General features: G+C 35.0%; 22 protein-coding genes. 9 read left to right on the top strand and 13 right to left on the bottom strand.

Going from position 1 to position 24,877, the window contains the following annotated elements:
• Positions 1 to 54: 54 nt before the first annotated feature.
• Positions 55 to 405 (bottom strand): 50S ribosomal protein L19, encoded by a 351-nt coding sequence (gene rplS / locus E0F98_RS09390; RefSeq protein WP_132110778.1) that lies wholly within the window; start codon positions 403 to 405, stop codon positions 55 to 57.
• A gap of 161 nt (positions 406 to 566) precedes the next feature.
• Positions 567 to 1,244 carry a tRNA (guanosine(37)-N1)-methyltransferase TrmD gene (gene trmD, locus E0F98_RS09385; RefSeq protein WP_132110776.1) on the bottom strand — a complete coding sequence of 226 codons (678 nt, stop codon included), beginning with the start codon at positions 1,242 to 1,244 and terminating at the stop codon, positions 567 to 569.
• 526 nt (positions 1,245 to 1,770) lie between these two features.
• Here trmD and E0F98_RS09380 point away from each other — a divergent pair.
• The 4 genes from E0F98_RS09380 (at position 1,771) to E0F98_RS09365 (ending at position 7,365) form a co-directional block, all read left to right on the top strand.
• A complete protein-coding gene (locus E0F98_RS09380; RefSeq protein ID WP_132110774.1) occupies positions 1,771 to 3,900 on the top strand; it encodes a M3 family metallopeptidase in 2,130 nt (709 codons plus the stop codon).
• Between the two features lie 258 nt (positions 3,901 to 4,158).
• On the top strand, positions 4,159 to 5,157 hold the full coding sequence (locus tag E0F98_RS09375; RefSeq protein ID WP_132110772.1) for an alpha/beta fold hydrolase: 999 nt from the start codon (positions 4,159 to 4,161) through the stop codon (positions 5,155 to 5,157).
• 76 nt (positions 5,158 to 5,233) lie between these two features.
• A complete protein-coding gene (locus E0F98_RS09370) occupies positions 5,234 to 6,388 on the top strand; it encodes an MFS transporter (RefSeq protein ID WP_243699223.1) in 1,155 nt (384 codons plus the stop codon).
• Between the two features lie 44 nt (positions 6,389 to 6,432).
• A complete protein-coding gene (locus E0F98_RS09365; RefSeq protein ID WP_132110768.1) occupies positions 6,433 to 7,365 on the top strand; it encodes a peptidylprolyl isomerase in 933 nt (310 codons plus the stop codon).
• Between the two features lie 260 nt (positions 7,366 to 7,625).
• Here E0F98_RS09365 and E0F98_RS09360 read toward each other — a convergent pair whose 3' ends face one another.
• The 3 genes from E0F98_RS09360 to E0F98_RS09350 form a co-directional block, all read right to left on the bottom strand.
• A complete protein-coding gene (locus E0F98_RS09360; RefSeq protein WP_132110766.1) occupies positions 7,626 to 8,183 on the bottom strand; it encodes a thioredoxin family protein in 558 nt (185 codons plus the stop codon).
• Between the two features lie 238 nt (positions 8,184 to 8,421).
• A complete protein-coding gene (locus E0F98_RS09355) occupies positions 8,422 to 8,811 on the bottom strand; it encodes a GreA/GreB family elongation factor (protein WP_132110764.1) in 390 nt (129 codons plus the stop codon).
• Positions 8,812 to 8,817: 6 nt separating this feature from the next.
• Positions 8,818 to 10,371 carry an FMN-binding glutamate synthase family protein gene (locus E0F98_RS09350; RefSeq protein ID WP_132110762.1) on the bottom strand — a complete coding sequence of 518 codons (1,554 nt, stop codon included), beginning with the start codon at positions 10,369 to 10,371 and terminating at the stop codon, positions 8,818 to 8,820.
• 408 nt (positions 10,372 to 10,779) lie between these two features.
• Here E0F98_RS09350 and E0F98_RS09345 point away from each other — a divergent pair, with 408 nt between their 5' ends.
• Together E0F98_RS09345 and E0F98_RS09340 are read left to right on the top strand one after the other, a co-directional pair.
• Positions 10,780 to 11,115, top strand: coding sequence for a tRNA-binding protein (locus tag E0F98_RS09345; protein ID WP_132110760.1), 336 nt, complete (start codon positions 10,780 to 10,782; stop codon positions 11,113 to 11,115).
• Between the two features lie 199 nt (positions 11,116 to 11,314).
• Positions 11,315 to 12,646, top strand: a complete 1,332-nt coding sequence (locus E0F98_RS09340; RefSeq protein ID WP_132110758.1) for an erythromycin esterase family protein — start codon at positions 11,315 to 11,317, stop codon at positions 12,644 to 12,646.
• A gap of 1 nt (position 12,647) precedes the next feature.
• On the opposite strand, the gene E0F98_RS09335 is transcribed toward E0F98_RS09340, so the two are convergent.
• From E0F98_RS09335 to E0F98_RS09305, 7 genes are all read right to left on the bottom strand, one after another.
• Complete coding sequence (locus E0F98_RS09335; RefSeq protein ID WP_132110756.1) at positions 12,648 to 13,337, bottom strand: GNAT family N-acetyltransferase; 690 nt, start codon at positions 13,335 to 13,337, stop codon at positions 12,648 to 12,650.
• Between the two features lie 12 nt (positions 13,338 to 13,349).
• Entirely contained in the window at positions 13,350 to 14,150 is an 801-nt protein-coding gene (locus E0F98_RS09330; RefSeq protein ID WP_132110754.1) for a sulfurtransferase, read from the bottom strand.
• On the bottom strand, positions 14,147 to 16,681 hold the full coding sequence (locus E0F98_RS09325; RefSeq protein ID WP_132110752.1) for a cation-translocating P-type ATPase: 2,535 nt from the start codon (positions 16,679 to 16,681) through the stop codon (positions 14,147 to 14,149). Before E0F98_RS09325 ends, E0F98_RS09330 begins: the two co-directional genes overlap by 4 nt.
• A gap of 111 nt (positions 16,682 to 16,792) precedes the next feature.
• On the bottom strand, positions 16,793 to 17,962 hold the full coding sequence (locus E0F98_RS09320; protein WP_132110750.1) for an MFS transporter: 1,170 nt from the start codon (positions 17,960 to 17,962) through the stop codon (positions 16,793 to 16,795).
• A gap of 123 nt (positions 17,963 to 18,085) precedes the next feature.
• A complete protein-coding gene (locus E0F98_RS09315) occupies positions 18,086 to 19,006 on the bottom strand; it encodes a mechanosensitive ion channel family protein (protein ID WP_132110748.1) in 921 nt (306 codons plus the stop codon).
• 111 nt (positions 19,007 to 19,117) lie between these two features.
• On the bottom strand, positions 19,118 to 19,501 hold the full coding sequence (locus E0F98_RS09310; RefSeq protein WP_132110832.1) for a PUR family DNA/RNA-binding protein: 384 nt from the start codon (positions 19,499 to 19,501) through the stop codon (positions 19,118 to 19,120).
• A 71-nt stretch (positions 19,502 to 19,572) separates the two neighbouring features.
• Positions 19,573 to 21,333 (bottom strand): ABC transporter ATP-binding protein, encoded by a 1,761-nt coding sequence (locus E0F98_RS09305; protein WP_132110746.1) that lies wholly within the window; start codon positions 21,331 to 21,333, stop codon positions 19,573 to 19,575.
• Positions 21,334 to 21,536: 203 nt separating this feature from the next.
• Here E0F98_RS09305 and E0F98_RS09300 point away from each other — a divergent pair, with 203 nt between their 5' ends.
• The 3 genes from E0F98_RS09300 (at position 21,537) to yajC (ending at position 24,062) form a co-directional block, all read left to right on the top strand.
• On the top strand, positions 21,537 to 22,643 hold the full coding sequence (locus tag E0F98_RS09300; protein WP_132110744.1) for a Glu/Leu/Phe/Val family dehydrogenase: 1,107 nt from the start codon (positions 21,537 to 21,539) through the stop codon (positions 22,641 to 22,643).
• 206 nt (positions 22,644 to 22,849) lie between these two features.
• The gene (gene nusB / locus E0F98_RS09295) at positions 22,850 to 23,761 is read left to right on the top strand and encodes a transcription antitermination factor NusB (RefSeq protein ID WP_132110742.1); all 912 of its coding nucleotides are present in this window, start codon (positions 22,850 to 22,852) and stop codon (positions 23,759 to 23,761) included.
• Between the two features lie 28 nt (positions 23,762 to 23,789).
• Positions 23,790 to 24,062, top strand: coding sequence for a preprotein translocase subunit YajC (gene yajC / locus E0F98_RS09290; RefSeq protein ID WP_132110740.1), 273 nt, complete (start codon positions 23,790 to 23,792; stop codon positions 24,060 to 24,062).
• A 73-nt stretch (positions 24,063 to 24,135) separates the two neighbouring features.
• Here the strand turns inward: yajC and E0F98_RS09285 are convergent, their stop codons facing one another.
• The gene (locus E0F98_RS09285; RefSeq protein WP_132110738.1) at positions 24,136 to 24,564 is read right to left on the bottom strand and encodes a hypothetical protein; all 429 of its coding nucleotides are present in this window, start codon (positions 24,562 to 24,564) and stop codon (positions 24,136 to 24,138) included.
• Between the last annotated feature and the right edge of the window lie 313 nt (positions 24,565 to 24,877).

Genomic DNA, 24,877 nt, shown 5'->3' with positions numbered 1-24,877 from the left:
ACGCAAAAAAAAGTCCCGACAATGTCGAGACTTTTATGATAAAGAGATATTTGACTATCTTCTTTTGTCTTTAATTTTTGCTTTTTTACCAGTAAGTTCTCTGAAGTAGAAAATTCTAGCTCTACGAACTGCACCTTTTTTGTTGATTTCAACTTTTTGTAAAGCTGGCAAGTTTACAGGGAAGATACGCTCAACACCTACAGCACCTGACATTTTACGAATAGTAAAAGTTTCTGTGTTACCAGAACCTCTTCTTTGGATAACAACTCCTTTAAAAAACTGTGTTCTCGTTTTTTCACCCTCTCTAATTTCGTAGTAAACGGTGATAGTATCTCCAGCTGCAAATACAGGGAAATCTTTTCTTGTTACGAATTCGTCTTGAACGAATTTCATCAAATCTGCCATGATATATTTAATTATGGTTTTGAATTAGAGCAACATACGCGGATCTCGCCAGAGGTTAGTCTAAAGTGGCTGCAAAAGTAGCAAATTATTTTGAATTATAAATTATAAATTTTGAATTATTTAAATTCTTATAATGAGGTGTTTAGAATATAAAATAATGTCTAATCTTCCAGTAAATCCGGTCTGCGATCTTTAGTATGTTCATAAGCCATGTCCTCTCTCCATTTGTCGATTTTGGCAAAATTTCCGCTGGTTAAAACTTCAGGAACTTTCCATCCTTTGTAGTCGGCAGGTCTTGTATATATAGGTCCGGACAATAAACCATCTTGAAAACTATCTGTCAATGCTGAGGTTTCGTCACTTAAAACACCTGGAATTAATCGGATTAAAGCGTCTGATAAAACCAAAGCGCCTAATTCTCCGCCAGATAAAACATAATCACCAATGGAGATTTCCTTTGTGATAAAATGATCACGCACTCGTTGATCTACTCCTTTGTAATGTCCACACAAAATGATAATATTCTCATACATCGACATGGTATTGGCCATTTTCTGGTTTAAAGTCTCACCATCAGGTGACATATAGATGATTTCATCGTAGGTTCTTTCGCTTTTCAAATGTGTGATACAGGCATCGATAGGCTGAACCGTCATTACCATCCCGGCACCACCACCATAAGGATAATCGTCTACACTTTTTTGTCTGTTAGTGGTATAATCTCGCAAATTGTGGAAGTGAACTTCTACCAATCCTTTGTCGATTGCACGTTTCATAATCGAAGCCTCAAATGGGCTTCTTAACAATTCTGGTAAAACGGTAACAATATCAATGCGCATAATTTTATTTGTAAGTTTTGAAAGTGCAAAGATACAAAGTTTTTTATCAGGACTTCATCTTGCTATTGAGCTCCATTTTTTTTAGAAGTATTTTATTATTCTGAGGTTTTTTTAATAAAACAGTCCCGCAAGGTTTTACCAAGCGGGACTGGATTTTAATTATAAAGTAATTCTGTTCGAATATGTATTTTGAAAGATTACTAAAGAGTTTACATCAATTTGCTAAAGAAAATTGCGTTCCAAAGTAGCTTTTCTGTACCTAGCCAGAACGCTCTAAAATTTGTATTGTCAGTAAATAAAATGATTTTTCCTTCACCTTTTTTATGGATTGAAAAGGAACGCTTTCTTTTAATAACTCCAAATTTTGTTTTTTAGTAAGCAAATATAATGATATTTCTTTATGAGCGTCGTCCTAATTTTGAGAAGCTTACCTACTTGATTTAATAAGCGACAATAGTTACGAAAACGTTTGAGCTACTCTGTTTTTTGACTACTTTTATGACTCGAAAATTAAACTACTTAAAATATGCAAATCATTTCTAAAATTAATCTGGCAAGTGCCCTGTTTTTGTTTGTGGCTGTCTTGCAGACTAACACCCTTCATTCACAAAATAATTCGGTTAAAATGAAAAATCCTCTTTTACAAAAAAGTACGCTGCAGTATCAGGCACCGCATTTTAATCTCATAAAAGACGAACACTTTAAACCTGCTTTTCAATATGGATTAAGTGCTCATGACAAAGAAATAATGGCAATTGCAAACAATCCTGCTAAAGCCACTTTTCAAAATACGGTACTTGCATTAGAGACTTCGGGAGTTGATTTAAAAAGAGCTACAGGCGTTTTTTATAATTTAACAGGTTCTAATACAAACTCTAGTTTGCAAGCTTTACAGGCTGAGTACGCGCCTATCTTTTCGGCGCATAGCGATAAAATGTACTTGAATAGTAAATTATACAAGCGTTTTAAATCGATAGATTTTAAAACTTTAAAAGGAGAGGATAAAAAATTAACAGAGTACTATTTGCAAGAATTTGAATTAGCGGGTGCTAATTTATCTGCTGCCGATAAAGAAAAAATGAAAAAAATCAATGAAGAGCTAGCTAGTTTAGGGACGCTTTTCGGAACTAAATTATTAGTTGCACGTAAAAACGGAGCTATTATTTTTGATAATGTAAAAGATTTAGAGGGTTTGAGCGCAAATGAAATTGCTGCTGCAAAAGCCAATGCCGCTGAAGCAGGTCATGGAGGAAAGTATTTAATAGGATTATTGAATACTACCCAACAACCAGTTTTGCCAAGTCTTACCAATAGAGCAACGCGAGAAAAAATCTTTAAATCGTCTTGGACTCGTTCCGAAAAGAATGACGATGGTGATACTCGCGAAGTATTAGAAAAAATGGCCAAATTGCGTTTGCAAAAAGCCAACTTAATGGGAAAAAAGAATTTTGCAGAATGGAAATTACAAGACCAAATGGCTCAAAATCCAGAACGTGCAATGAATTTATTAGCGAAAATTGCTGGTCCAGCAGTTGCTAAAGCAAAAGTAGAAGCAAAAGAAATCCAAGATTTAATTGACGCTCAAAATGGTGGATTTAAATTAGAACCTTGGGATTGGAATTTCTACTCAGAGCAAGTACGTAAGGCTAAATATGATTTAGATCAAAATGAAGTTAAACCCTATTTTGAGTTGACAACAGTGCTAGAAAAAGGAGTGTTTTTTGCAGCCAAAAAAATGTATGGTATTACCTTCAAGCAACGCACAGACTTACCAGTGTACCATCCAGATGTTGTGGCTTATGAAGTTTTTGATAACGATGGAAAATCAATGGCGATCTATTATTTAGATTTCTATACTAGAGACAATAAAAATGGAGGTGCTTGGATGAGTAATTTTGTTGATCAATCCCATTATTTAAAGCAAAAACCAGTAATTGTAAACGTTTATAATTTTTCAAAACCGGCTAACGATAACCCTTCCTTAATAAGTTTTGATGATGTAATTACGATGTTCCATGAATTCGGACATACATTACATGGTTTGTTTGCAGATCAAAATTATACTAGTCTTTCTGGAACTAATGTCCCACGTGATTTTGTGGAATTTCCTTCTCAAATTAATGAGCACGCTGCTTTAGATCCTGAAGTTCTAAAAAATTATGCGATTCATTATAAGACTAAAGAGGTGATTCCTCAGGCGTTGATTGAAAAAATTAAAAAAGCAGAAACTTTTAATAAAGGATATGATGTAACTGAACTTTTGGCAGCAGCCACATTAGACATGAGTTGGCATACTGTTGAAAACGAAGCTGATTTTAAACCGACTTTAGTTTTTGAAAATGAAGCGCTTAAAAAGTACGGCTTGTTAGTAAACGAAGTTCCTACAAGATACCATTCGCCTTATTTTGCTCATATTTGGAGTGGCGGTTATTCAGCGAGTTATTACGCTTATACCTGGTCTAAAACATTAGATTATAATGTATATGACTGGATGAAAGCAAATGGCGGCTTAACAAGAGAAAATAGTGAGCGTTTTAGAAAACACATTTTATCGGTAGGGAATAGTGTCGATTTAAATAAAGCTTTTAAAGAATTTATAGGTCACGATATGGAAATCGAACCTTATTTAGAGAACGCAGGACTTTCTGATAAGTAATCTAAGTTCAACAATAATAAAAATGGCATTCGTAATGGATGCCATTTTTTTTGTACTTTTTTTTGAAGCAATTTCCAGCTGTCCACTATATCTATTGTTCCGAACCCCGGAACAATAGGATGCCGTTTCGATCTGGGCTAGCGCTTGTACTTCGGATTGTGTTTTAGTTTCCAAATTGTAAATTTTTCCTACTATTTTTCATTCAAAATTATTATGTCTAAATTTACACTTCGTCCTAAAAATTTTAAATGTTCAAAAATGAAAATTAAATTTATTCTACCGCTATTTTTTATCAGCCTGCTTTCGTTTGCTCAACAAGCCCCGTTAAAATGGTTGGACCTTAATTTGAGTAATTATGATTATCCTTATCCAGTACATTTTATCACTTTAAAAGTCCAACAACAGGAACTTAAAATGGGATATATGGATGTGAAACCGAGTAATTATAACGGTAAAAACATTTTGTTGCTACATGGTAAAAATTTCAATGGAGCTTATTGGCAAACGACTATTGCTGCTTTGACAAAAAAAGGTTTCCGAGTGATAGTTCCAGATCAGATCGGTTTTGGAAAATCAACTAAGCCGGATCATTTTCAGTATACTTTTCAGCTATTAGCACAAAATACAAAGCAAGTTTTAGATACACTCGGGATTCAAAGAACTGCAGTCTTAGGACATTCGATGGGAGGAATGCTAGCGACTCGTTTTGCATTAATGTATCCTGAACTTACAGAGAAGTTAATCTTAGAAAACCCGATAGGCTTAGAAGATTGGAAACTTAAAGTGCCCTATCAAACGGTCGATTGGTGGTACAACAATGAACTGAAACAAAGTTATGCAGGAATAAGAAAATACCAGCTAGAGAGTTATTATGATGGGAAATGGAAACCAGAATATGATGAATGGGTGAATCTTTTGGCGGGATGGACTTTAAATTCTGATTACAAAAAAGTAGCGTGGAATTCGGCTTTGATGTATGACATGGTTTTTACCCAACCGGTATTGTATGAGTTTCAAAATTTAAAATGTCCTACTTTATTAATCATTGGAACCAGAGATAGAACTGCTGTAGGCAAACCTTTGGTGAGTGATACTGTTCGGAAAACAATGGGCTTATATGAGGTTCTAGGAAAAGAAACACAAAAGAAAATACCAAATTCTAAACTAGTCGAAATAGCTAATATTGGACACATGCCTCATATAGAAGATTTTAATAAGTTCATTACTCCCTTGCTTGAATTTTTAGAAAATAAATAACACTTTATTGGGTCTATATAATTCGTTATAATGTTATTTTTGCAAAATGAATTTATCAAAATCAAACGTACTGTTTATGGCAGTATGTACCGGACTTATAGTGGCCAATTTATATTATTGCCAGCCACTGATTATCTTAATTGCCAACGAATTTAATATCCCTGAAGCCGATGCTGGAACAATAACTTATCTTACACAAGCAGGTTATGCTATTGGTTTGTTCTTTATGGTGCCGCTTGGTGATAAAATGGAACGAAAGCGTCAAATTTTAATTACAACTTTTGCGTCAGTTATCGCGTTGATTCTTGCGGCTACTGCCAATAGTTTCTTTCTTCTTGCAGTTGCTTCACTTCTTATCGGAATTACTTCTATCGTACCTCAATTAATCCTTCCCTTAGCCGCTTCTTTAAGCGAACCTGAACAAAGGGGAAAAGTGGTGGGGACAATTATGAGTGGTTTGTTAATTGGAATCTTATTATCTCGAACCTTGAGTGGATTCGTAGGTGAATTATTTGGATGGCGCGCTATGTTTTGGATTGCTTCGGCTTTGTGTTTGCTTATCTTTTTTATGATTCGAAAAAAAATTCCGCAAAACATGCCTACGTTTAAAGGATCCTATGGACAATTGATAAAATCTCTTTTTACATTGATAAAAGAGCAACCATTATTAAGAGAAACGACTTTAATTAATATGTTTTGTTTTGCTCAGTTTGGTGCTTTTTGGACTACAATGGTTTTATTGCTTTCAGCAGAACCTTTTTCTTTTAACAGTGCAACCATTGGTTTATTCGGAATCGTAGGTGCTTCAGGAGCATTTGCGGCGCCTCTTGTGGGAAGACTTGGTGACAAAGGAAACTCTAGAATTGCAGTAGGTTACGGTTGTTTGTTAATAGCCATCAGTTTTTTAATATTTTACTTTTCAGCAAGCAGTGTTATCGGTCTTGTTATTGGAATAATATTCATTGACCTTGGTTTGCAAGGAGTTCATATTTCGAATCAAACTAGAGTGTATTCCTTACTTCCCGAAGCTAGAAACCGAATGAATACTGTATTTATGTCTTTTAGCTTTTTAGGAACTGCCGCAGGATCTGCTTATGGTTTGTTCTTATGGGAACTGGGAGGATGGCATGCTGTTGCTTTAGGTTGTTTGCTTTTGTCATCCTTGGCATTTGGAGTTTATGGATATACTTTTAAATCCAAACGCAAAGCATTAGAAAGCATCAATGAATAAAAAATTAATTCGTAAATTTGCACTTCAATAAAAATTATACAACAATGGAAAATGGAATATATGCTAAATTCAACTCTGCAAAAGGGTCGGTATTAGTAAAATTAGAGCACGAATTAACACCTGGAACTGTTGGTAACTTCGTAGGATTAGCGGAAGGAAACTTAGAAAATAAAGTAAAACCTCAGGGAACAAAATTTTACAATGGATTAAACTTCCATAGAGTAATTCCTGATTTTATGGTTCAAGGTGGATGTCCACAAGGAACTGGAACTGGAGATCCAGGTTATAAATTTGATGATGAATTTCACCCAAGTTTAAAACATGATAAACCAGGAATTTTAGCAATGGCTAATTCAGGGCCAGGATCTAATGGTTCTCAATTTTATATTACACACGTTCCTACTTCTTGGTTAGATGGTAAACACACTGTTTTCGGACATGTAGTAGAAGGACAAGATGTTGTTGATGCAATTGCTCAAGGTGATGTTCTAGAAAGTGTAGAAATCGTAAGAGTAGGAGAAGAAGCTGAAAAATGGAATGCTATCGAAGCTTTTATTGAATTCAAAGGAGCGCGTAACAAACGTGATATTGCTTTGAAAGCAGAAGCAGAAGCAGCAATGGAAAAGTTAGCAGCTGGATTTGAAAAAACAGAAAGTGGTTTGCGTTACCAATTCATCCAAAGAGGTGAAGGTAAACAAGCAGCTGCTGGCAAAATGGTTTCGGTACATTACGAAGGATCATTAGAAAACGGAAAAGTTTTTGATTCTTCTTACCCAAGAAAAAAACCAATTGAATTCAAATTAGGTCAAGGTCAAGTTATCGAAGGATGGGACGAAGGTATCGCTTTATTGAAAGTAGGTGATAAAGCACGTTTCGTTATTCCATCTCATTTAGGATACGGATCTCGCGGTGCTGGAGGAGCAATTCCACCAAACGCTACTTTGATTTTTGACGTAGAATTAATGGACGTTAAATAGTAAGTATTCAGTGATCAGTTTTTCAATGGTCATTATACAAATTACAAAATCCCAATTATCATTTTAGATAATTGGGATTTTTTATATACAGTAAAAAAAATCTTCCTTTAATTCAATTCAGATTTTTAGTGGATTCAGGGAGTAAGTTCGTGCTAAGTGGATCAGCTTTTTTTTTTGGAAAAATATTTATTTTCTAAAAAACCTCGACGAAAATAGTTTAAGCAATTCCAGAATTTTTAAATTCACTCTTCACTCTGTCCTTATTTCTTCCACTTAATATTACATCCTACGCTCGTTTTTTGATCTGGGTTAATTACTCGATTGTAAAGAACACCGTCTATCGCACCGCGTAGATCGTTTGCGCTTAATGGGATTCCGTTTCCAGGTCGACTGTCATCCATTTGTCCGCGATAGACTAGTTTATTTTGGTTGTCAAACAAGTAAAAATCAGGTGTGCAAGCTGCATCATAGGCTTTAGCGACCTCTTGTGTGGCATCATAAAGATAAGGGAATTCAAAATTATTTTCGAAAGCAAATTCAGTCATTAGTTCAGGTGCGTCCTGAGGGTAATTAATTACATCATTACTTGAAATAGCTATTACGCCAAGACCTTGCACACGGTAATCATTGGCAATCATAACTAGCTCGGTAATGAGATGATGTACAAAAGGGCAATGATTGCAAATGAATAATACTAGCGTTCCTTTTTCGCCTTGTAAATCTGCAAAAGAAAAATATTCGTTAGAATTGGTGTCTTTCAAATAAAACTCGGGGGCAGTGGTTCCCAGTGGGACCATTTTTGAAGCAGTTTTCGACATTGCAATTTTCTGATTTAAAGATTTAGCTTTAAAGTTAAGAAAAAAGCATAAGGATTTAAATGGAAAGCCTAATTATTGTAAGTAAATAAGTAGTTTTCTGCTTCTAGCTTTCGATGAAAAGGATGAATAGTGGAAGATGTTGTATATGAGAGCAGCAATTATGGCTAAGTTGTTGCCAGAAGAAAATGAGATAAAAAAAAACACCTTCATATAATGAGGTGTTTAAAAGATTCTGTATTTAGTTGCTAGTTGCATTAGATACAGTGATTATTTTTAAGGTTTTAATTCCAGACGGTAATTGCCATTCCACTTCGTCATTTTCTTTAAAGCCAATTATAGCAACGCATAATGGTGCTAAAACAGAAACTTTTCCCTCTTTAATGTTCGATTTTGAAGGCATCACAATTTGAACTTTCATCTGTTGCTTAGTGTTTACATCTTCGATCGTTACTTGTGAATTCATTCGCACGGTACTAGCATCAATAATGTTGTCCTTGTTGATGGTAGCGCGATCTAATTCTTGCGTTAACAACGCTATTTCTCTAATATTTGTACTGTCTTTTGCATTTTTTGTCAATTCCCGAAGAATATTATAATCGGAAATTGTTAAAGTGGGTATCGGTTTCATAGTAATTTAGTTTAAGTTAATTTTTTCATGATTAGTTATTTTTTCTAGATCGTTGAAAAATAACGATGTAAAACTTTCATTAGTTTTGTGGTCAATTCTTCTGTAAAATACATCTGGAGTAATCGCCTTTGGATTATCAAAGCCACAAGCTCCTATGAATTCTGCAAATGCTTTCATTGTATTGTTATGGAAATGAGCAACACGTACACTTTTGTCTGTAATGTCTAGACCTCGATATAATTTTTCATCCTGAGTTGCAATACCTACAGGACATTTTCCACTGTCACATTGTAATGCTTGAATGCAACCTAATGCAAACATCATTCCTCTTGCGCTATAACATGCATCAGCACCTAATGAAATCGCTTTGGCAATATCAAAGCCTGTAATGATTTTTCCAGAAGCCATCAATTTAATCTGATCTCTTAGTTCATATTCTTTTAAAACTTTGCTAGCAAAAATTAAAGCATCAGCAAGCGCCATTCCCATATAATCAATAAATTCTAATGGAGCGGCACCAGTTCCGCCTTCAGCACCATCTATGGTAATGAAATCAGGAACAATACCTGTATCTTTCATGGCTCGAATAATGGATATAAATTCATCCTGACGGCCAATACAAATTTTAAAACCAACTGGTTTTCCATTTGATAACGCTCTCATTTTACTTAAAAATTGCAATAACTCAACACTGTTTGTGAAAGCAGTGTGCCCCGCTGGCGAGTGTACTGCAACATGTGGCTGAATGTTTCTTATTTTGGCAATTTCAGGTGTGTTTTTTTCTCCAGGTAATAATCCACCATGACCGGGTTTAGCTCCTTGCGAGAGTTTCAATTCGATCATTTTTACCTGTGGATAATTTGATTTTACAGCAAATAATTCATCTGAGAACGTACCGTCGTCGTTTCTACATCCGAAATATCCTGTTCCTATTTGCCAAATTAAATCACCACCTTCTAAATGGAAATCACTGATTCCTCCCTCACCGGTATTGTGCGCAAATCCACCTATTTGAGCTCCTTTATTCAAAGAGGAAATCGCGGTTTTACTTAATGCACCATAACTCATGGCGCTAATATTATAGATACTTGCACTGTATGGTTGAAGACACTGAGTGTTTCCTACATTGGTTCTAAAATATTGTTTGTCTGCTCTTTTTGGATAAATAGAATGCGCCGCCCATTCATAACCAATTCTGTTAGGATCATCTTGCATTCCAAAAGAAATAGTTTGCTTTACATTTTTAGCTCTCTGATATACAATAGAGCGTTGTCTGCGGTTAAAAGGTTTTCCATCTAATTCCCCTTCGAAAAAATATTGACGTATTTCTGGACGGAAAGATTCTAAGAAATACCTGAATCTACCTACAATTGGATAATTTTTTTTGACTGTGTGGCTGGATTGAAAAGTATCCATAACCAATAGGTAAAGCAAATAAAACGGAACAATCAAGAAGAAGTAACTGAGATAGTGAAAGTAAGTCAGTGCGCAGCTGATTATTAAAAATGTAAGGATTGTCAGCCAGATAATTTGGTGTACAGCTAATTTTTTTAAAAACATGTTTTTAAATTAGATTTGATTTCAAAAAGATAACTTTTAAAATCGCGGGTTAAATAAATGAGTTACAGAAAAACCTTCGTCATGAAGTAGTTTGTTTTTATAGACGAAGGTCTAATCAACAAAGGCTTTGGAATGTGTGAATTTAGCACAAAGCACAAAATCCTCCTTAAAGAAAGAGGTAGGGGTCGATGTTATATTAAGAAAGTTCTTCATAAGAATTAAATTTCACTCTGCAAAAATACATCCATTTTTCTATTTTTAATAGCTTTTTTTAGAATTATGTTATATTTATGTTGTTTTTAAGACTCTTTATAAGCCTAATCTTTCTTTTTTGATAAATAGGTCTTGTTGGTATTTCGATTTTGACATAGTTGTAACTATTTTTACCTTTAAATAGAAAAATAATTTATGGATTTAACTTGGCAGGAATTTGATAGAGTGGAAATGTATGTGGGTACCATTGTGGAAGTTAATGATTTTCCGGAAGCTCGAAAGCCAGCTTTCCAACTCACGATTGATTTTGGAGAGGCTATTGGCCTCAGAAAATCTTCAGCGCAAATTACCAAGCGTTACTCTAAAGCTGATTTACTCCAGCGACAGATTGTTGCCGTAATAAACTTTCCTAAAAAACAGATTGGTAAATTCATGAGCGAATGCCTCGTATTAGGTGCAGTGGGAGAGGACGGAGACGTAATTCTATTGGCTCCCGATTTTAAAATTAAAAACGGATTAAGAATTGGTTGATAATCGCTCGAAACTATGCCCTATTATAAAGATCTAAGTCCGTGTTTCTTTTGTATCTTAATTTTTTGTTAGTCAATGTATAGGATATTTAATTGTAAGTTCAGTATATACTAAAGCTAGTGCTTTTTCTCTAAAGATACTTTCACTTCTCAATTAATTTGCAATTATTCTATTAATGAACTTAATTATTTAAAATAGTATGAGTACGCCTGATTCTAAAAAGACATTGCTTGATATTCTGGATTTGAGAAAGTTAATTCTTGAAAATTCAATTGAATTAAACGATGCGAATACTTTCGATAAATTAATTGAAAAAATTGGTGCTGCTAAATACGTATTGTTGGGTGAAGCCTCTCATGGAACGCACGAATACTATGCGTTACGGATGAAAATCAGCAAAAGATTAATAGAGAAAAAAGGCTTCTCCTTCATTGCTGTAGAAGGCGACTGGCCTGATTGTTATAAACTGAATCAATATGTGAAAAATGATCCAGATTCAGGGAATTCTGCTTTAGAAGTTCTTCACTCCTTCAACAGATGGCCAACTTGGATGTGGGCTAACTGGGAAACTGTTGCTTTGACAGAGTGGCTCCGTACATACAACGACCGCCGAGATAAGGTGAAAGTAGGGTTTTATGGATTAGATATCTACAGTCTATGGGAGTCTTTCGATGCGGTAATTAAGTATTTTGAAGATAAAGATCCAATAATTAAAGCGACGGCTAAAGTTGCCTTCCAATGTTTTGAATTCTATAAGAGAGGAGAAGGTCAAGAATATGGACGGGCTGCTCGCATGGTTTCAAAGTCCGCCGAAGACGAGGTAGCTAATCTACTGACAAAAATAACGGATTATATTTCAATCCAGAAGGGCGATTCTGAAGAAATTATTAATCTCAAACAAAATGCACTCTTGATTTTTAACGCAGAAAGATACTATCGGGCGATGGTAACCGCAGGACCAAAATCTTGGAATATTCGGGATCGTCATATGGTTCAGACTGTTGAAAATCTTATGGAATTTCATGGGTCAGATGCGAAAGGTATTATCTGGGCGCATAATTCCCATACTGGTGATGCGCGAGCTACAGATATGGCAGACGCCCGAACCATAAATCTAGGACAAATCTTAAACGAAGATCACAGGCCAGAAGAGGTGTTTTCTATAGGCTTTGGTTCGTATCAAGGCACTGTTGTAGCGGGACGAGAATGGGGTGATGTTATGCAGCTCATGAAAATTCCCAAAGCTTTAAAAGACAGTTGGGAATATCAATTACACCAACTTGACGCTAAAGATCGAATTGTATTTATGACCGAGGCTATGAAAGATAATCTCGGGAAAATGGAATTTGAACACCGTGCTATTGGGGTCGTCTACCGACCAAAAAACGACCATTTAAGCAATTATGTTCCTAGTAGAATTCCTTATCGTTACAATGCCTTCGTTTATTTAGATAAAACTTCGGCATTGCATCCACTTCACATCAAACCCGATGGAAATCAAATGCCAGAAACATTCCCATTTGGAGTATAAATTAGACGTTTTTTGTAATATTCCAAAAACTGATTTTTCTTCTGGCCTCGAATCCTAATTTTTCATACAACTTAATAGCACCAAAGTTTTTTTCATAAACATGTAAAAATGCTGTTTTATTTTGATTAAAAATCACATTTGTAGCGTGCGCTACAAGCTGTTTTGCATAACCTTTGCCAATGTGATCAGGATGTGTAATTACCGCACTGATTTCAGTAAAATCATTCATTTGCATTCTTTCACCCGTAATAGCGACAAGTTGATTGTCTTTGTAAATACCATAATAGTTGCCCAATGTAGCTGTTTTAGCTTTAAAATATTCTGGATATACTATTTTGACTAATTCCAAAAGATCTTCTCTGTGACTTTCTTCTAGTTTTATAATTGTATCAGTAATGGGAATGTCGATTGGTTTAAAAATAGTCATTTGGAGGCAAACCAATTCATTTCCTATTTTTAAAGTAGCTGGGATTTCTGGCTTTTCGCCAACAATAAAAAAGTTAGCGGATAACTTGGAATATTGATCAATTGCATTCAAACTCTTCTTAGTATCTAGAGCCGCGCCAAAAGGACAATATTCAGGATCATAAAACTGAGTGTCATCATCAAAGGTTATTGTGTGTGCTTTGTGGCTTTCAGATAAGGAATACCAAACGGGATTGTCTAGTTTACTTAAGTCTTCGTGACTCATAATTTAAATTTTTTATTTTTCAAAAGGCAAATTTAGGTCTTGTCCCCATTCTGTCCAAGAACCATCATAGATTGCTTTAGGATTATCTGAAATTAGTTCGTAAGCAATCAAATCAATACAAGCCGTCACACCAGATCCACAAGTAAACAATAGTGGTTTGTCTTGCGGTTGGAGTATTTTTTTTAATTCTTCTTTGGGCAAATATTTTCCGTCTTTAAGTAGCTGGGTAAAAGGGATATTGATCGAGCCAGGTATATGCCCGCTTCTCAATCCTACTCTAGGTTCTTCCGTTTCACCATGAAAACGATCTGTGGATCGGGCATCGACAAGCAAGGCTTCTTTAGCATCTATGTTTTCTAAAATTTGTTCCTTGGTTTTAACCAGCTGAGGTTGAAAATTTGCAGTAAAATTTCCTATTGAATACGATTGCGGCTCTCTTTTTTCAGTAGGATGACCTTCATTTAGCCACTCAGGTAATCCGCCGTCGAGCACCCAAACTTTTTCGTGCCCCATGACTTTAAAAAGCCACCACGCTCTAGGGCTCGAATAAATCCCTTTAGTGTCATAAACTACAATTTTACTGTTGTTGTTAATTCCGAGGGCACGGCAAGCTGTAGCGAAAGCTTCTGGATCTGGGATTGTATTGGGTAGCGGATTATTAGTATCACTAAAATTATTTTTAATATCGAAAGTTCGGGCACCTTTTATCTGGTGATCCTCTGAAGGCATATCGATAAAAGTATCTAGAATAATTAATTCAGGATCTTGAATGTTTTTTTGAAGCCAGGCTACAGATACGATTGGATCTTTCATAATTTTTTTATTTCGTTGGGTTTTGAGTTGTTGTTTCGCTTGTTCCATTTCCAAATTTCAATCCAAAGTACTGAAACTCCACTTACAGTAATGCAAATCGCGATTTGATATAGTGCTAATGGAATAACGTCAAAGAAACGGGCGATTGGATTTATATATACGATAAGGGCTAGGAAAATCAAGGTTAGTGAATTGGTAATCACCATCATGCTGTTTTTATTTTTCAAGGAAGTAAAAATAGAAAAGTAAAACGAACGATTTACTAAAGATAGAATTACATTCGAAAAAACTAAAGTGGTAAATACCATTGTCCTTGTCAGTTGTTCGTTACCTCCATTTTGTACGGTCCATTGGTACACAAATAAAATTCCTATCGTAATCCCAATTCCTTGGATAATGCTAATTCCAAGTTCTTTTAACGATAAGAATGTACTGCCGGTAGGTCTTGGGACTTCTTGCATACTGTTTTTTTCGGCAGGTTCATTTTCGTACACGATAGAACACATGGGGCCCATTACTAGTTCTAAGAAAATGACATGAACGGGCGTGAAAATATCGGGATAGACCCATCCTAAAAATAAGGGTAGGGATACCGCTAATATGATTGGAATATGAATGGAAACAATGTAGCGCACCGCTTTTTTGAGATTGGAATAAATGCGGCGTCCGGCCGCTACGGCAAGGATCATTTTTGATAAATCATCATCAATCAAAATTAGATCTGCTGCATCTTTTGCGATTTCAGTTCCCTTTTTTCCCATGGCGATACCTATATTTGAAGCTTTTAAGGCTGGGCCATCATTTACACCATCGCCCACCATGGCCACCACTTGATTGTCTTTTTTTAAGGCATTCACTACGGCAAGTTTAGCTTCGGGAAACATACGGGTTAAAAGCGTTGTGCCGTGAATGGCTTTTAGCATTTCGACTTCGTTCAATTTCATGAACTCTTCACCTTCCATCACGCTATCAGAGTTTTTAATTCCTGCTTTTTCAGCAATGGCTTTTGTGGTTAACGCGTTATCTCCTGTTATAACTTTTACCTGTATACCCGCTTCATAAAATTGTTGAATCACACTCTGTATGTTTGCTTTTGGAGGATCATAAAAAACCACCAAGCCCACGAAATGAAAGGGTAATTCCTGTTGGTCTTTCGGATAACTGTTTCCAGCATAATCTGAATAACCGACACCAAGAATTCGATACCCTTTTGATGCTAATGTAATTATTATATCATGGATTTGCTTTTGTTGCTCTGTCGTCAGGTTGGATACTTTTATAATCGTTTCGGGTCCACCTTTGGCGGCAATAATACGTTTGCCTTCCTCATTCTCAAAAACGTGCGTCATCATAGGTGGTTTTCCATCAAGTGGATATTCATGCACCATGGAAAACTGTCTGCGGGCGTCATTATTGGTGGTTTTCTCATACTCCTTATGCAAGGTTTTTTCCATAGGATCAAAAGGCACAGGTTCGCTGGCCCACATTGCAATTTCAATGACTTTTTTAGCCTCTTCTATATTCCATTGTTCTTTTTCGTATAATTTATTGCTGCTAAAAGCGTACACAGACTGCAGACTCATTTTATTCTCTGTCAGCGTTCCTGTTTTATCCGTACAAATAATCGTCGCGCTTCCTAAGGTTTCTACCGTTCTGATTTTTTTGACAATAACTCCTTCTTTCATTAATCGCCAAGATCCCAAGGCCATAAAAGTTGTGAACGCTACTGGGATTTCTTCGGGAAGAATGGACATCGCTAGGGTCAGTCCTTTTAATAAACTGGTCAATAGGTTCTGTGTTTTCCAAAAATAGACACCCCAAACTAATAAAAAAACAGCAATACCCATAATGGCCATTACTTTTACAAATTTTTGAATTTGAACTTGTAATGGGGTAGGTGTATCTTTGATGTTTTGTAAGGAGCTCCCTAATTTTCCAACTTCTGTATTAAAACCAATTTTAGTTACTCGGTAAACAGCTAAGCCAGAGGCAACCAAGGTGCCACTGAAAACAGATTTTAGTTCCGTTTTTTCTGATTTAAAAACAGCGTAAGGTTCGCCTGTTAGTAGCGATTCATTAACTGAAAAATCATTGCTGTGTATAATTTCGCCATCTGCATTAATCGTGTTTCCTTCCTGAGCAATTACCAAATCATCGATGACAATTTCAGCAGTGGGAATTCTTGTAGATTCCCCATTTCGAAAGACGGTAGTTAGTGGTTCATTTAACTTTTCTAAACTTTCCATCGCAATCCTGCTGCGGTTGTCCTGATAGAAAGAAATTCCAGAAACCGCAACTATTGCGGCCAGCATAAAGTAAGCTTCGTTATTTTGTCCTAATATAAAATAAATGATTGCTACGGCTATCAATAATAGCAACATGGGCTCTTTGAACAAGTCAAAAAGGCCTAGCCACCATTTGTGTTTTTGTTTGTTAATTTGTTTATTCTTACCAAATTTCCCTCTTGAAGTTTGAACTTCAGGATCAGTCAAGCCTATTATATTTTCGGGAATATTAATTTTTATTGACATAATTTTGAGAATGAAAACACTACTCAAATATAAGGTATTTAGTAGCAGTAAGAGTATCGTATGCAGTGATTTATTAGATGAAAAAATGTTATTAGAAATTAAGTACTGTAGTTATGTCTTTTCGGTGGTCATAAAAATAAAATACAAACCAATTAGCACACTAGCGATAGCGGTTACAATGAAAGCATTATTTGCGCCAAACTGAAACCATATCAATCCTGTCATTGAACTGGCGAGCATGGCAAAAAAACTTTGAAAAGCAGAGTAAGTTCCAATAGCGGTTGCGGTATCTTTTTCATTTGAAATATTGCTAATCCACGCTTTAGAAATGCCTTCCGTAGCCGCAGCATAGATTCCATAAAGTGCAAAAAGTCCAGCGAAAACATAAAAATTTTGATTGAATCCCATCCCAAAATATACAATCGAGAAGATACTAATTCCGAAAATCAGCATTTTTTTTAAGCCGATTTTATCAGCCAACATTCCGATAGGAAATGCAAATAAGGCATAAACGAGATTGTAAAAAATATAAATCCCTATAACCATTGTGTCACTTAGTCCAGATTCTTTCGCTTTAAGCAGTAGGAAAACATCAGAGCTATTAAATAAAGTAAAAGCTAAAAGTCCGATTACGACTTTGCGATACATCGGTGGGCTTACTTTCCAATAGTTCAGAAAAGAGAAGAAAGGGGTTGCTTTTTTATCTGTAGTAACTGTTCTTTGTTTTTCCTTTAATAAAAAGGTAGCGGTTATAGCTAAAAGTCCTGGAATAAAAGCGAGGTAAAATAAAGCAATATAATTCTCGGGATAAAAATAGAGGAAGAGCAAGGCTAATGACGGGCCTAAGACCGCGCCCAATGTATCCATAGAACGATGAAAACCGAATATTTTTCCTTTGGTTTGTGCAGTGGCTTCGTCCGAAAGGATGGCGTCTCTCGCTCCCGTACGGATTCCTTTTCCAAAACGGTCGATGGTTCTTGCAAAGAAAATCCAAAGCGGATAAACGAATACTGCCATCATAGGTTTTGAAATGGCGCTAAACGCATAACCCAATTGTACATACGGAACTCTTTTGCCAGTCACATCAGAACGCTTTCCGAAATATCCTTTGCTCAATCCCGCAGTAGCTTCGGCAACACCTTCAAGGATTCCAATAAGTACAATGGAGAAACCAATCGACTTTAAGTAAATGGGCATGATAGGATATAACATTTCGCTAGCCGTATCAGTAAACAGGCTTATCAAAGACAAAATCCAGACCGTGCGGCTGATGTTTCTCAAAATAGTGGCGATTGAAGATCATTCACTATAAATGTAAATAAAAAGTCTGAAAATCATATGACTTTCAGACATTTAAAATAATGCTTGTATTTGCTTTCGTAAAAAATAAGCCAGAAATGAATACTAATTTGATTTTTGAATTTTGTTTGTTTCCGCTTTAGCGGGGTTTTCTTGAGCTTCTTGAGGTTTATGCATTACCACTTGCGGAAACGGAATTTCTATTCCTTCATTATCAAAGGCAACTTTTAGCCTTTTGCGCAATTCACCAGTGACTTCCCATTGTTTACTTGGTAGTGTCTCTCCTAATATTTTAAGCATGATGGAAGAGTTGGCAAAGTCATTCACACGTAAAAATTGAGGAGCAAGGATAATGTTACTTTTCCATAACGGATCAGCGGCTAATTCTGTCCCCACTTTGTTTATCACTCCAATTACATGCTCCAAATTAGATGAATAACCTACGCCAATATCTAAGTTAATACGAGAGAAATCCTTGGAAAGATTGGAGACTTTCTTAATTTCTCCGTGAGGAATGTGGTGAACAGTTCCGTCTAAATCTCTTAATGTTGTTTTTCTCAGACTGATCTCTTGAACGGTTCCACCAGCATTGTCAAAATTAACTACATCACCAACGCGATATTGATTTTCGAGGATAATAAAAAGACCCGAAATAATATCCCTGATAAGATATTGTCCTCCAAAACCAAAGGCGAGTCCGACAATTCCGGCTGCTGCCAAAATGGGAGCGATTTCTACTCCAAATTCTTGAAGTATCATCAAACCAACGATAGTTATCAGAACAATTGTAGAAGTAGTAGTAAATATTTGAATTAGTGTATTTTCTCTTTTTTCTTCGGCATCTTTGGACGAAATTCCATCAGGTCTAACAGCAAGTCTTACCGCTTTTTCGATAAAGGTTATAATAACCTTGTTTAGAATTAAAGAACCTATAATGATAAAAACGATTTTTAGTCCGCTTGTTAACAGCCATGGGATAATAAATTCAGCGTATTTATCTGTGTATTTCATGAAAATCTCCTGCATCTGTTGTGTTTTTAGTTGAAATTGGTTTTTCGTAAAAATGTAAAAAGTCCAAAAACCATTTGATTTTTGGACTTCTTGCTTAAGTAAATATATTTAATTTAGAATAAAAAATTAAATGTCATCAAAATCAATATCTGTAAAAGTTGATATGTTTGGCAAAGCTTCATCAGCGGTTGCTTTTTCAGTAACATATTCTTTTTTGAAATCTTTCTGATGTCTCTCTGAAATTACTTCTTCGCCTTTGTGGTTCAAAACGTAAGAGGTCATATCTCCAAGAATTTCTGCGAAAGAGGCAAAATCTTCTTTATACAAATATATTTTATGCTTTTTGAAGTGAAACGATCCGTCTTCTTCAGTAAATTTTTTACTCTCGGTAATTGTAATGTAATAATCATCAGCTTTTGTAGCTCTCACATCAAAGAAATAGGTTCTTCTCCCAGCACGTAAAACTTTAGAAAAGATCTCTTCTTTTTCTAACATATCATTTTCTCTCATAATCCTTTTTCTCAATTTATGGTTGTTAAATCGTAACCAAAAATCATAAAAATATATTTATTAAACAACAATTACTGCAATTCTTTTTCTGAAAGTTGTTTTAAATATAATGAGGCATAATAGCCTTCTTGATTTACTAACTGGTTATGAGATCCTTGTTGAATGATTTTACCATCCTCTATAATTATAATCTTATGTGCATTTTTGGCCGATGAAACCCTATGACTTACAATAATGGTTGTTTTATCCTTGCATATTGTGTTTAGATTATTCAGGATTGTTTCTTCAGTTTCAGTGTCAACAGCTGATAAACAGTCGTCAAAAAGCAAAATTGGCGGGTTTTTAATGATCGCTCTAGCAATGGAAACCCTTTGTTTTTGTCCTCCTGAAAGTGTAATCCCACGTTCGCCCAGAACGGTATCATATTTTTTGTTGAAACCCATGATATTATCATGTACCACAGCACTTTTGGCAGCTGTTTGTACTTCTTCATCAGTAGCATCTTCTTTACCAAACTTGATATTGTTCTTAATAGAATCTGAAAACAGAAAGGCATCTTGTGGAACTATCCCGATGCTGTTACGCAAATCATTAAGGTTTAAAATACTTATCTCTTGATTGTCAATTTTAACTTTCCCGTCAGTCGCATCGTATAGACGCGAAATCAATGATAAAATAGTTGATTTTCCAGAGCCAGTTTTTCCAAGTATTGCTAAAGTTTCTCCTTTTTTAACCGTGAACGAAATGTCTTTAAGTGCGGTTATATTACTGTCTTCATAGGTGTAGCTTACATTTTCGAATGAAATCGAGCCATTTATAATCGAATGTTTTGGATTGTTATTTTTTATCTCTGGTTCGATTTTTAGGAATTCATTCAAACGCTTTTGCGAAGCTTCTGCTTCTTGAACCATTGACGAAATCCATCCTAATGAAGCTACGGGCCAAGTAAGCATGTTGACGTACAAAATAAACTCAGCGATCGTACCAATGCTTTTAATTGTTCCATCAATATACATTAATCCACCAAAGTAGATTACAACCAAGTTACTGATTCCAATAAGAGCAAGCATAAGTGGTCCAAATAAGGACTGGACTTTGGCTAAATTCAAACTTTTAATTTTACTTTCCTTTGCCAGCAAAACCATATTGTTCTGGTGTTGCTCTTCTAATGAATAGGCTTTTATCACTCGAATACCTGAAAAAATTTCTTGGGAGAAACTAGATACCTTCGATAAATATTGCTGAAAAACGGTACTTCTTTTGTTTATTTCTGTACTTAATTTAAAAATACCATAAGACAAAATGGGCAAGGGGAGGATGGTGTATAATGTTAGGAGCGGAGAAACATTGTACATGTATATAGTAACAATTGCAAAACGGATAAGCGTATTTATCGAATACATTACCGCGGGACCCACATACATTCTCACCTTTGAAACATCCTCGCTGATTCGATTCATTAAATCACCAGTACGATTCTTTTTATAGAAATTCTGAGATAGGTTTTCATACTGTCTAAAAACCTCATTTTTTAAATCAAATTCGATATGACGAGACATCACAATTAGCGTTTGTCTCATCAAGAAAGTCAGAAAACCCGCAATTATTGTTGTGGCTACGATTAATAGAATATTCGATAGCAATTCTTCTCTAATAACTGATGAAGGAATGCTAGAGTCTTTAGCAAATTCTTCAATTGCTTTAAATGAGCTGCTAATCAACTTGGGTGTGAACAGCATGAATATTTGTGCGATAATTGTGAAGGCAATACCTAGTAAAAAACGGTATTTATATTTGACGAAATATTTGTTTAAATAGAGTAACTCTTTCATTATTTTAAGATATTCTGTATTGGTTTTGTTTTGTTTTTATGATTTTTTTTAAATATTTAATAATTTAGCTAAATATGTTTTTATGATAATATTGCTAAATAATTAAATTTTATTAAAAATATATATAGATATTTATTTTTTATGTAATTTTGACTTGTCTTTTTTGACAAATTCATAATTTCACTACTTTAAAAATTAATACTATGGATGCAACTTTCACAACAGGAAAGGAACTTCAAAAAATGGATCCCGTTTTTGGACAATTATCATTTGATGATCACGAACAGATTGTTTTTTGCAACGACAAAGATACAGGTTTAAAAGCAATTATTGGTATTCATAATTCGGTTATGGGACCTGCTTTAGGAGGAACTAGAATGTTTAATTATGCTAATGAGTGGGAAGCGCTGAATGATGTTTTGCGTCTTTCTCGTGGAATGACTTTTAAAGCAGCGATTACAGGACTGAATATTGGAGGAGGAAAAGCCGTTATTATAGGCGATGCCAAAACTCAGAAAACACCTGAATTGATGCGCAAGTTTGGTGAATTTGTACATGGTTTAAGCGGAAGATACATTACTGCCGAAGATGTAGGAATGGAAACTAGAGATATGGATATCGTACGCGATGTTACGCCCTATGTTACGGGAATTTCTGAGGAAAGAGGTGGGGCTGGTAATCCATCGCCTGTAACTGCTTATGGAGTGTACATGGGAATGAAAGCAGCTGCCAAACATAAGTTTGGGTCAGATGTGCTTACAGGAAAGAAAGTATTGGTTCAAGGTATTGGTCACGTTGGGGAAACTTTAGTAGATTATTTAACTAAGGAAGGAGCGATTGTTACCATCGCTGATATCAATGAAGAAAAATTGTTTGAAGTAGGAACGAAGTATAATGCTACTATTTACACAGGAGCTGATTTATATACAGCCGATGTAGATATTTATGCGCCTTGTGCGATGGGAGCAACGATCAACGATGCTACAGTTCATAAGATAAAAGCAAAAGTAATTGCCGGCGCCGCTAACAATCAATTAGCAAATGAAGATATTCATGGTGCAATTTTGCAGGAACGTGGTATTTTATATGCTCCAGATTTCTTGATTAATGCGGGTGGAATCATTAATGTTTATGCTGAATTAGCGCATTATGGTAAAGAGGAAATTATGCGCAAAACAGAGAATATCTACAATACAACTTTAGAGATTCTTGATTATGCTGTTGCCAATGGAATTACGACGCATCATGCGGCGCTTACCATTGCTCAAAATCGTATCGATCAAAGAAAAATAGAGAATAGTAAGAAGTAATTTTTCTTTTATTTATCAAAAAGTCACAGTTTTCTATATAACCTTGAAAACTGTGACTTTTTTAGTATAAAAGAAACAAATTTATCAGCAAAATCTTTATTTGACATTTTAATTTTATTTTAAAAAAGGAAATGCTTATTTTTGCCAGCTAATTTAATAAAAGTTCTTACAAGGTGGTAAATAGAAGACACATACGCGTTAAAGTCATGCAATCCATTTATGCAATGCATCAAAACGGTTCTGATAATCTAGAAAAAGAAGAGAAATTCCTTTTTTACAGTATCGACAATATTCAAGATTTATACCTTACAATGATTTCTTCCTTAATGGAAATATGTAAAAGAGAGTCCGTTTTTTTACATAAATCAAGTTTGAAACATCTCGCTACAGCTGCGGAACTTAAACCCAACGAAAAATTTATTAAAAACAGTATTTTTCAAATACTAGCCGAAAACAATTCCCTTAGCATTGCTATGGAAACGCGTAAAGTTGACGCTTGGACTTTGAATGATGATTATATTTTGTTGTTGCTTAATGCTATAAAAGCAAGTAAGTTCTATACAGATTATATGAGCAATCCAGCAACTTCATTTGAAGAAGACAAACAGCTTATTGTAGATTTATTTACAGAAGTTATTGTGCCAAATGAAAAATTGTACGAATTCCTAGAGGACGATAAACTGACTTGGATTGATGATATACCTTTGGTAAACACTCAAATCATTAAGCAGCTTAAAGCGATGAAACCTATCATGGATGATAATTTCACCGTGCCAAAAGTGTATAAGGACAGTGAAGACAAGGCATTCGTTAAAGATTTGTTTAGAAAAACGGTTTTGAATGAAGTGGAACTTGCAAAGGAGTTTGTAAACAAAACACCTAACTGGGATAGCGATAGAATTGCTGAGGTAGATACTATTATTCTTAAAATGGCAATTTGTGAATTTTTAAAATTCCCCTCAATTCCAGTAAAAGTAACTCTTAACGAATATTTAGAACTTGCGAAAGAGTATTCTACACCAAAAAGTAGTATTTTTATCAACGGAATTCTGGATAATCTAGTTAAAGAGCTAGAAGTCAGTAAAAAATTAAATAAAACCGGTCGCGGTTTAATGTAACACTAATAAAAAAAAAGAATTTAAAATTATGGAACAATTAACTCAATTTGCACCTTTCTTATTAATGTTTGTAGTGATCTATTTCTTTATGATCAGACCACAACAGAAAAAAGCTAAACAAGAAAAAGAATTCGAAACAGCTTTAAAAGTAGGTGATAAAATCATCACTAAAAGTGGACTTCACGGTAAAGTTTCGGAGCTTGCAGATACTACAGTTGTAATTGAAACAATGTCTGGAAAATTAAAAATGGAGCGTTCTGCAATTTCTATGGAAATGAGCGCGACACTTGCTAAAAAATAATTTTAGTTTTTTAACTAATAAAAAAAGTCTCAACCGATATTCGGATTGGGACTTTTTTAATGATTTATGGTGATCATTTTTTTTTATTCTTCTTAGCTTTTTTCGCCTTTTTTGCTTTCGCTTTTGCTTTTTTTTCCTTCAACTTAGCTTTTGCTTTGGCCTTTTTAGCCTTGTCTTTTTTTTCTTTCTTAGCTTTGGCTTTCTTAGCTTTCGCTTTTTGTTTCGCTTTATCTTTAGCATCTGCCTTTTTAGCCTTTTCTTTCTCTTTTTTCTTCTTTGCCTTATCTTTTTTCTTTTCTACTTCTGCCTCAACTGTTTTATCAGTTTTCTCCACAGTTTCATTTTCAGATTTGATTACTTTCTCTGCATTGGGTTTTACACTGTCAGCATTAGGCGCTGCAGTCGTCTTCGTTGCCCTAGGTTTTCTAGTTGTAACTGGTGTAACTGCCGCAGTTTTGGCGGTAGTGTTTTGTTCTGCAACTTTTTCATTTTTTACAGCCATAATTTCAAGTGTTAGTTTAAAAATATATTATTATTATTACAAAAAATAGACAGGGGCTATTTTAATAGTCTTTACGTAAGACCTTAAATATAATGAATTTATGTCCTCTATAATGTTAATGTTTTATGAATTTTTATGAAAACGAGATTCTTTTCAAAGCTTTGAATAATCCAGTTAAAAGTGGATCGAAACAGTTGAAGCACTTCGTCGTAAATAAGAAATAGAGGAAAAAAAAGTCTCAACCAGTAGATTGAGACTTTTTATTAAAGTAAAGAGATTTTTTTATGAGTGTTGAATATTCAACCTCTTTTCT

It is taken from the genome of Flavobacterium hiemivividum (genome assembly GCF_004349145.1).
Lineage (GTDB): Bacteria > Bacteroidota > Bacteroidia > Flavobacteriales > Flavobacteriaceae > Flavobacterium > Flavobacterium hiemivividum.
Note: the sequence above shows the minus strand (reverse complement) of the source record. Positions and strands in the feature narration are given on the sequence as shown.

Bases quoted from the DNA above. Each gene is read 5' to 3' on its own strand.
- rplS (WP_132110778.1), bottom strand. From the start codon at position 405: ATGGCAGATTTGATGAAATTCGTTCAAGACGAATTCGTAACAAGAAAA.
- trmD (WP_132110776.1), bottom strand. From the start codon at position 1,244: ATGCGCATTGATATTGTTACCGTTTTACCAGAATTGTTAAGAAGCCCA.
- E0F98_RS09380 (WP_132110774.1), top strand. From the start codon at position 1,771: ATGCAAATCATTTCTAAAATTAATCTGGCAAGTGCCCTGTTTTTGTTT.
- E0F98_RS09375 (WP_132110772.1), top strand. From the start codon at position 4,159: ATGAAAATTAAATTTATTCTACCGCTATTTTTTATCAGCCTGCTTTCG.
- E0F98_RS09370 (WP_243699223.1), top strand. From the start codon at position 5,234: ATGGCAGTATGTACCGGACTTATAGTGGCCAATTTATATTATTGCCAG.
- E0F98_RS09365 (WP_132110768.1), top strand. From the start codon at position 6,433: ATGGAAAATGGAATATATGCTAAATTCAACTCTGCAAAAGGGTCGGTA.
- E0F98_RS09360 (WP_132110766.1), bottom strand. From the start codon at position 8,183: ATGTCGAAAACTGCTTCAAAAATGGTCCCACTGGGAACCACTGCCCCC.
- E0F98_RS09355 (WP_132110764.1), bottom strand. From the start codon at position 8,811: ATGAAACCGATACCCACTTTAACAATTTCCGATTATAATATTCTTCGG.
- E0F98_RS09350 (WP_132110762.1), bottom strand. From the start codon at position 10,371: ATGTTTTTAAAAAAATTAGCTGTACACCAAATTATCTGGCTGACAATC.
- E0F98_RS09345 (WP_132110760.1), top strand. From the start codon at position 10,780: ATGGATTTAACTTGGCAGGAATTTGATAGAGTGGAAATGTATGTGGGT.
- E0F98_RS09340 (WP_132110758.1), top strand. From the start codon at position 11,315: ATGAGTACGCCTGATTCTAAAAAGACATTGCTTGATATTCTGGATTTG.
- E0F98_RS09335 (WP_132110756.1), bottom strand. From the start codon at position 13,337: ATGAGTCACGAAGACTTAAGTAAACTAGACAATCCCGTTTGGTATTCC.
- E0F98_RS09330 (WP_132110754.1), bottom strand. From the start codon at position 14,150: ATGAAAGATCCAATCGTATCTGTAGCCTGGCTTCAAAAAAACATTCAA.
- E0F98_RS09325 (WP_132110752.1), bottom strand. From the start codon at position 16,681: ATGTCAATAAAAATTAATATTCCCGAAAATATAATAGGCTTGACTGAT.
- E0F98_RS09315 (WP_132110748.1), bottom strand. From the start codon at position 19,006: ATGCAGGAGATTTTCATGAAATACACAGATAAATACGCTGAATTTATT.
- E0F98_RS09310 (WP_132110832.1), bottom strand. From the start codon at position 19,501: ATGAGAGAAAATGATATGTTAGAAAAAGAAGAGATCTTTTCTAAAGTT.
- E0F98_RS09305 (WP_132110746.1), bottom strand. From the start codon at position 21,333: ATGAAAGAGTTACTCTATTTAAACAAATATTTCGTCAAATATAAATAC.
- E0F98_RS09300 (WP_132110744.1), top strand. From the start codon at position 21,537: ATGGATGCAACTTTCACAACAGGAAAGGAACTTCAAAAAATGGATCCC.
- nusB (WP_132110742.1), top strand. From the start codon at position 22,850: ATGCAATCCATTTATGCAATGCATCAAAACGGTTCTGATAATCTAGAA.
- yajC (WP_132110740.1), top strand. From the start codon at position 23,790: ATGGAACAATTAACTCAATTTGCACCTTTCTTATTAATGTTTGTAGTG.
- E0F98_RS09285 (WP_132110738.1), bottom strand. From the start codon at position 24,564: ATGGCTGTAAAAAATGAAAAAGTTGCAGAACAAAACACTACCGCCAAA.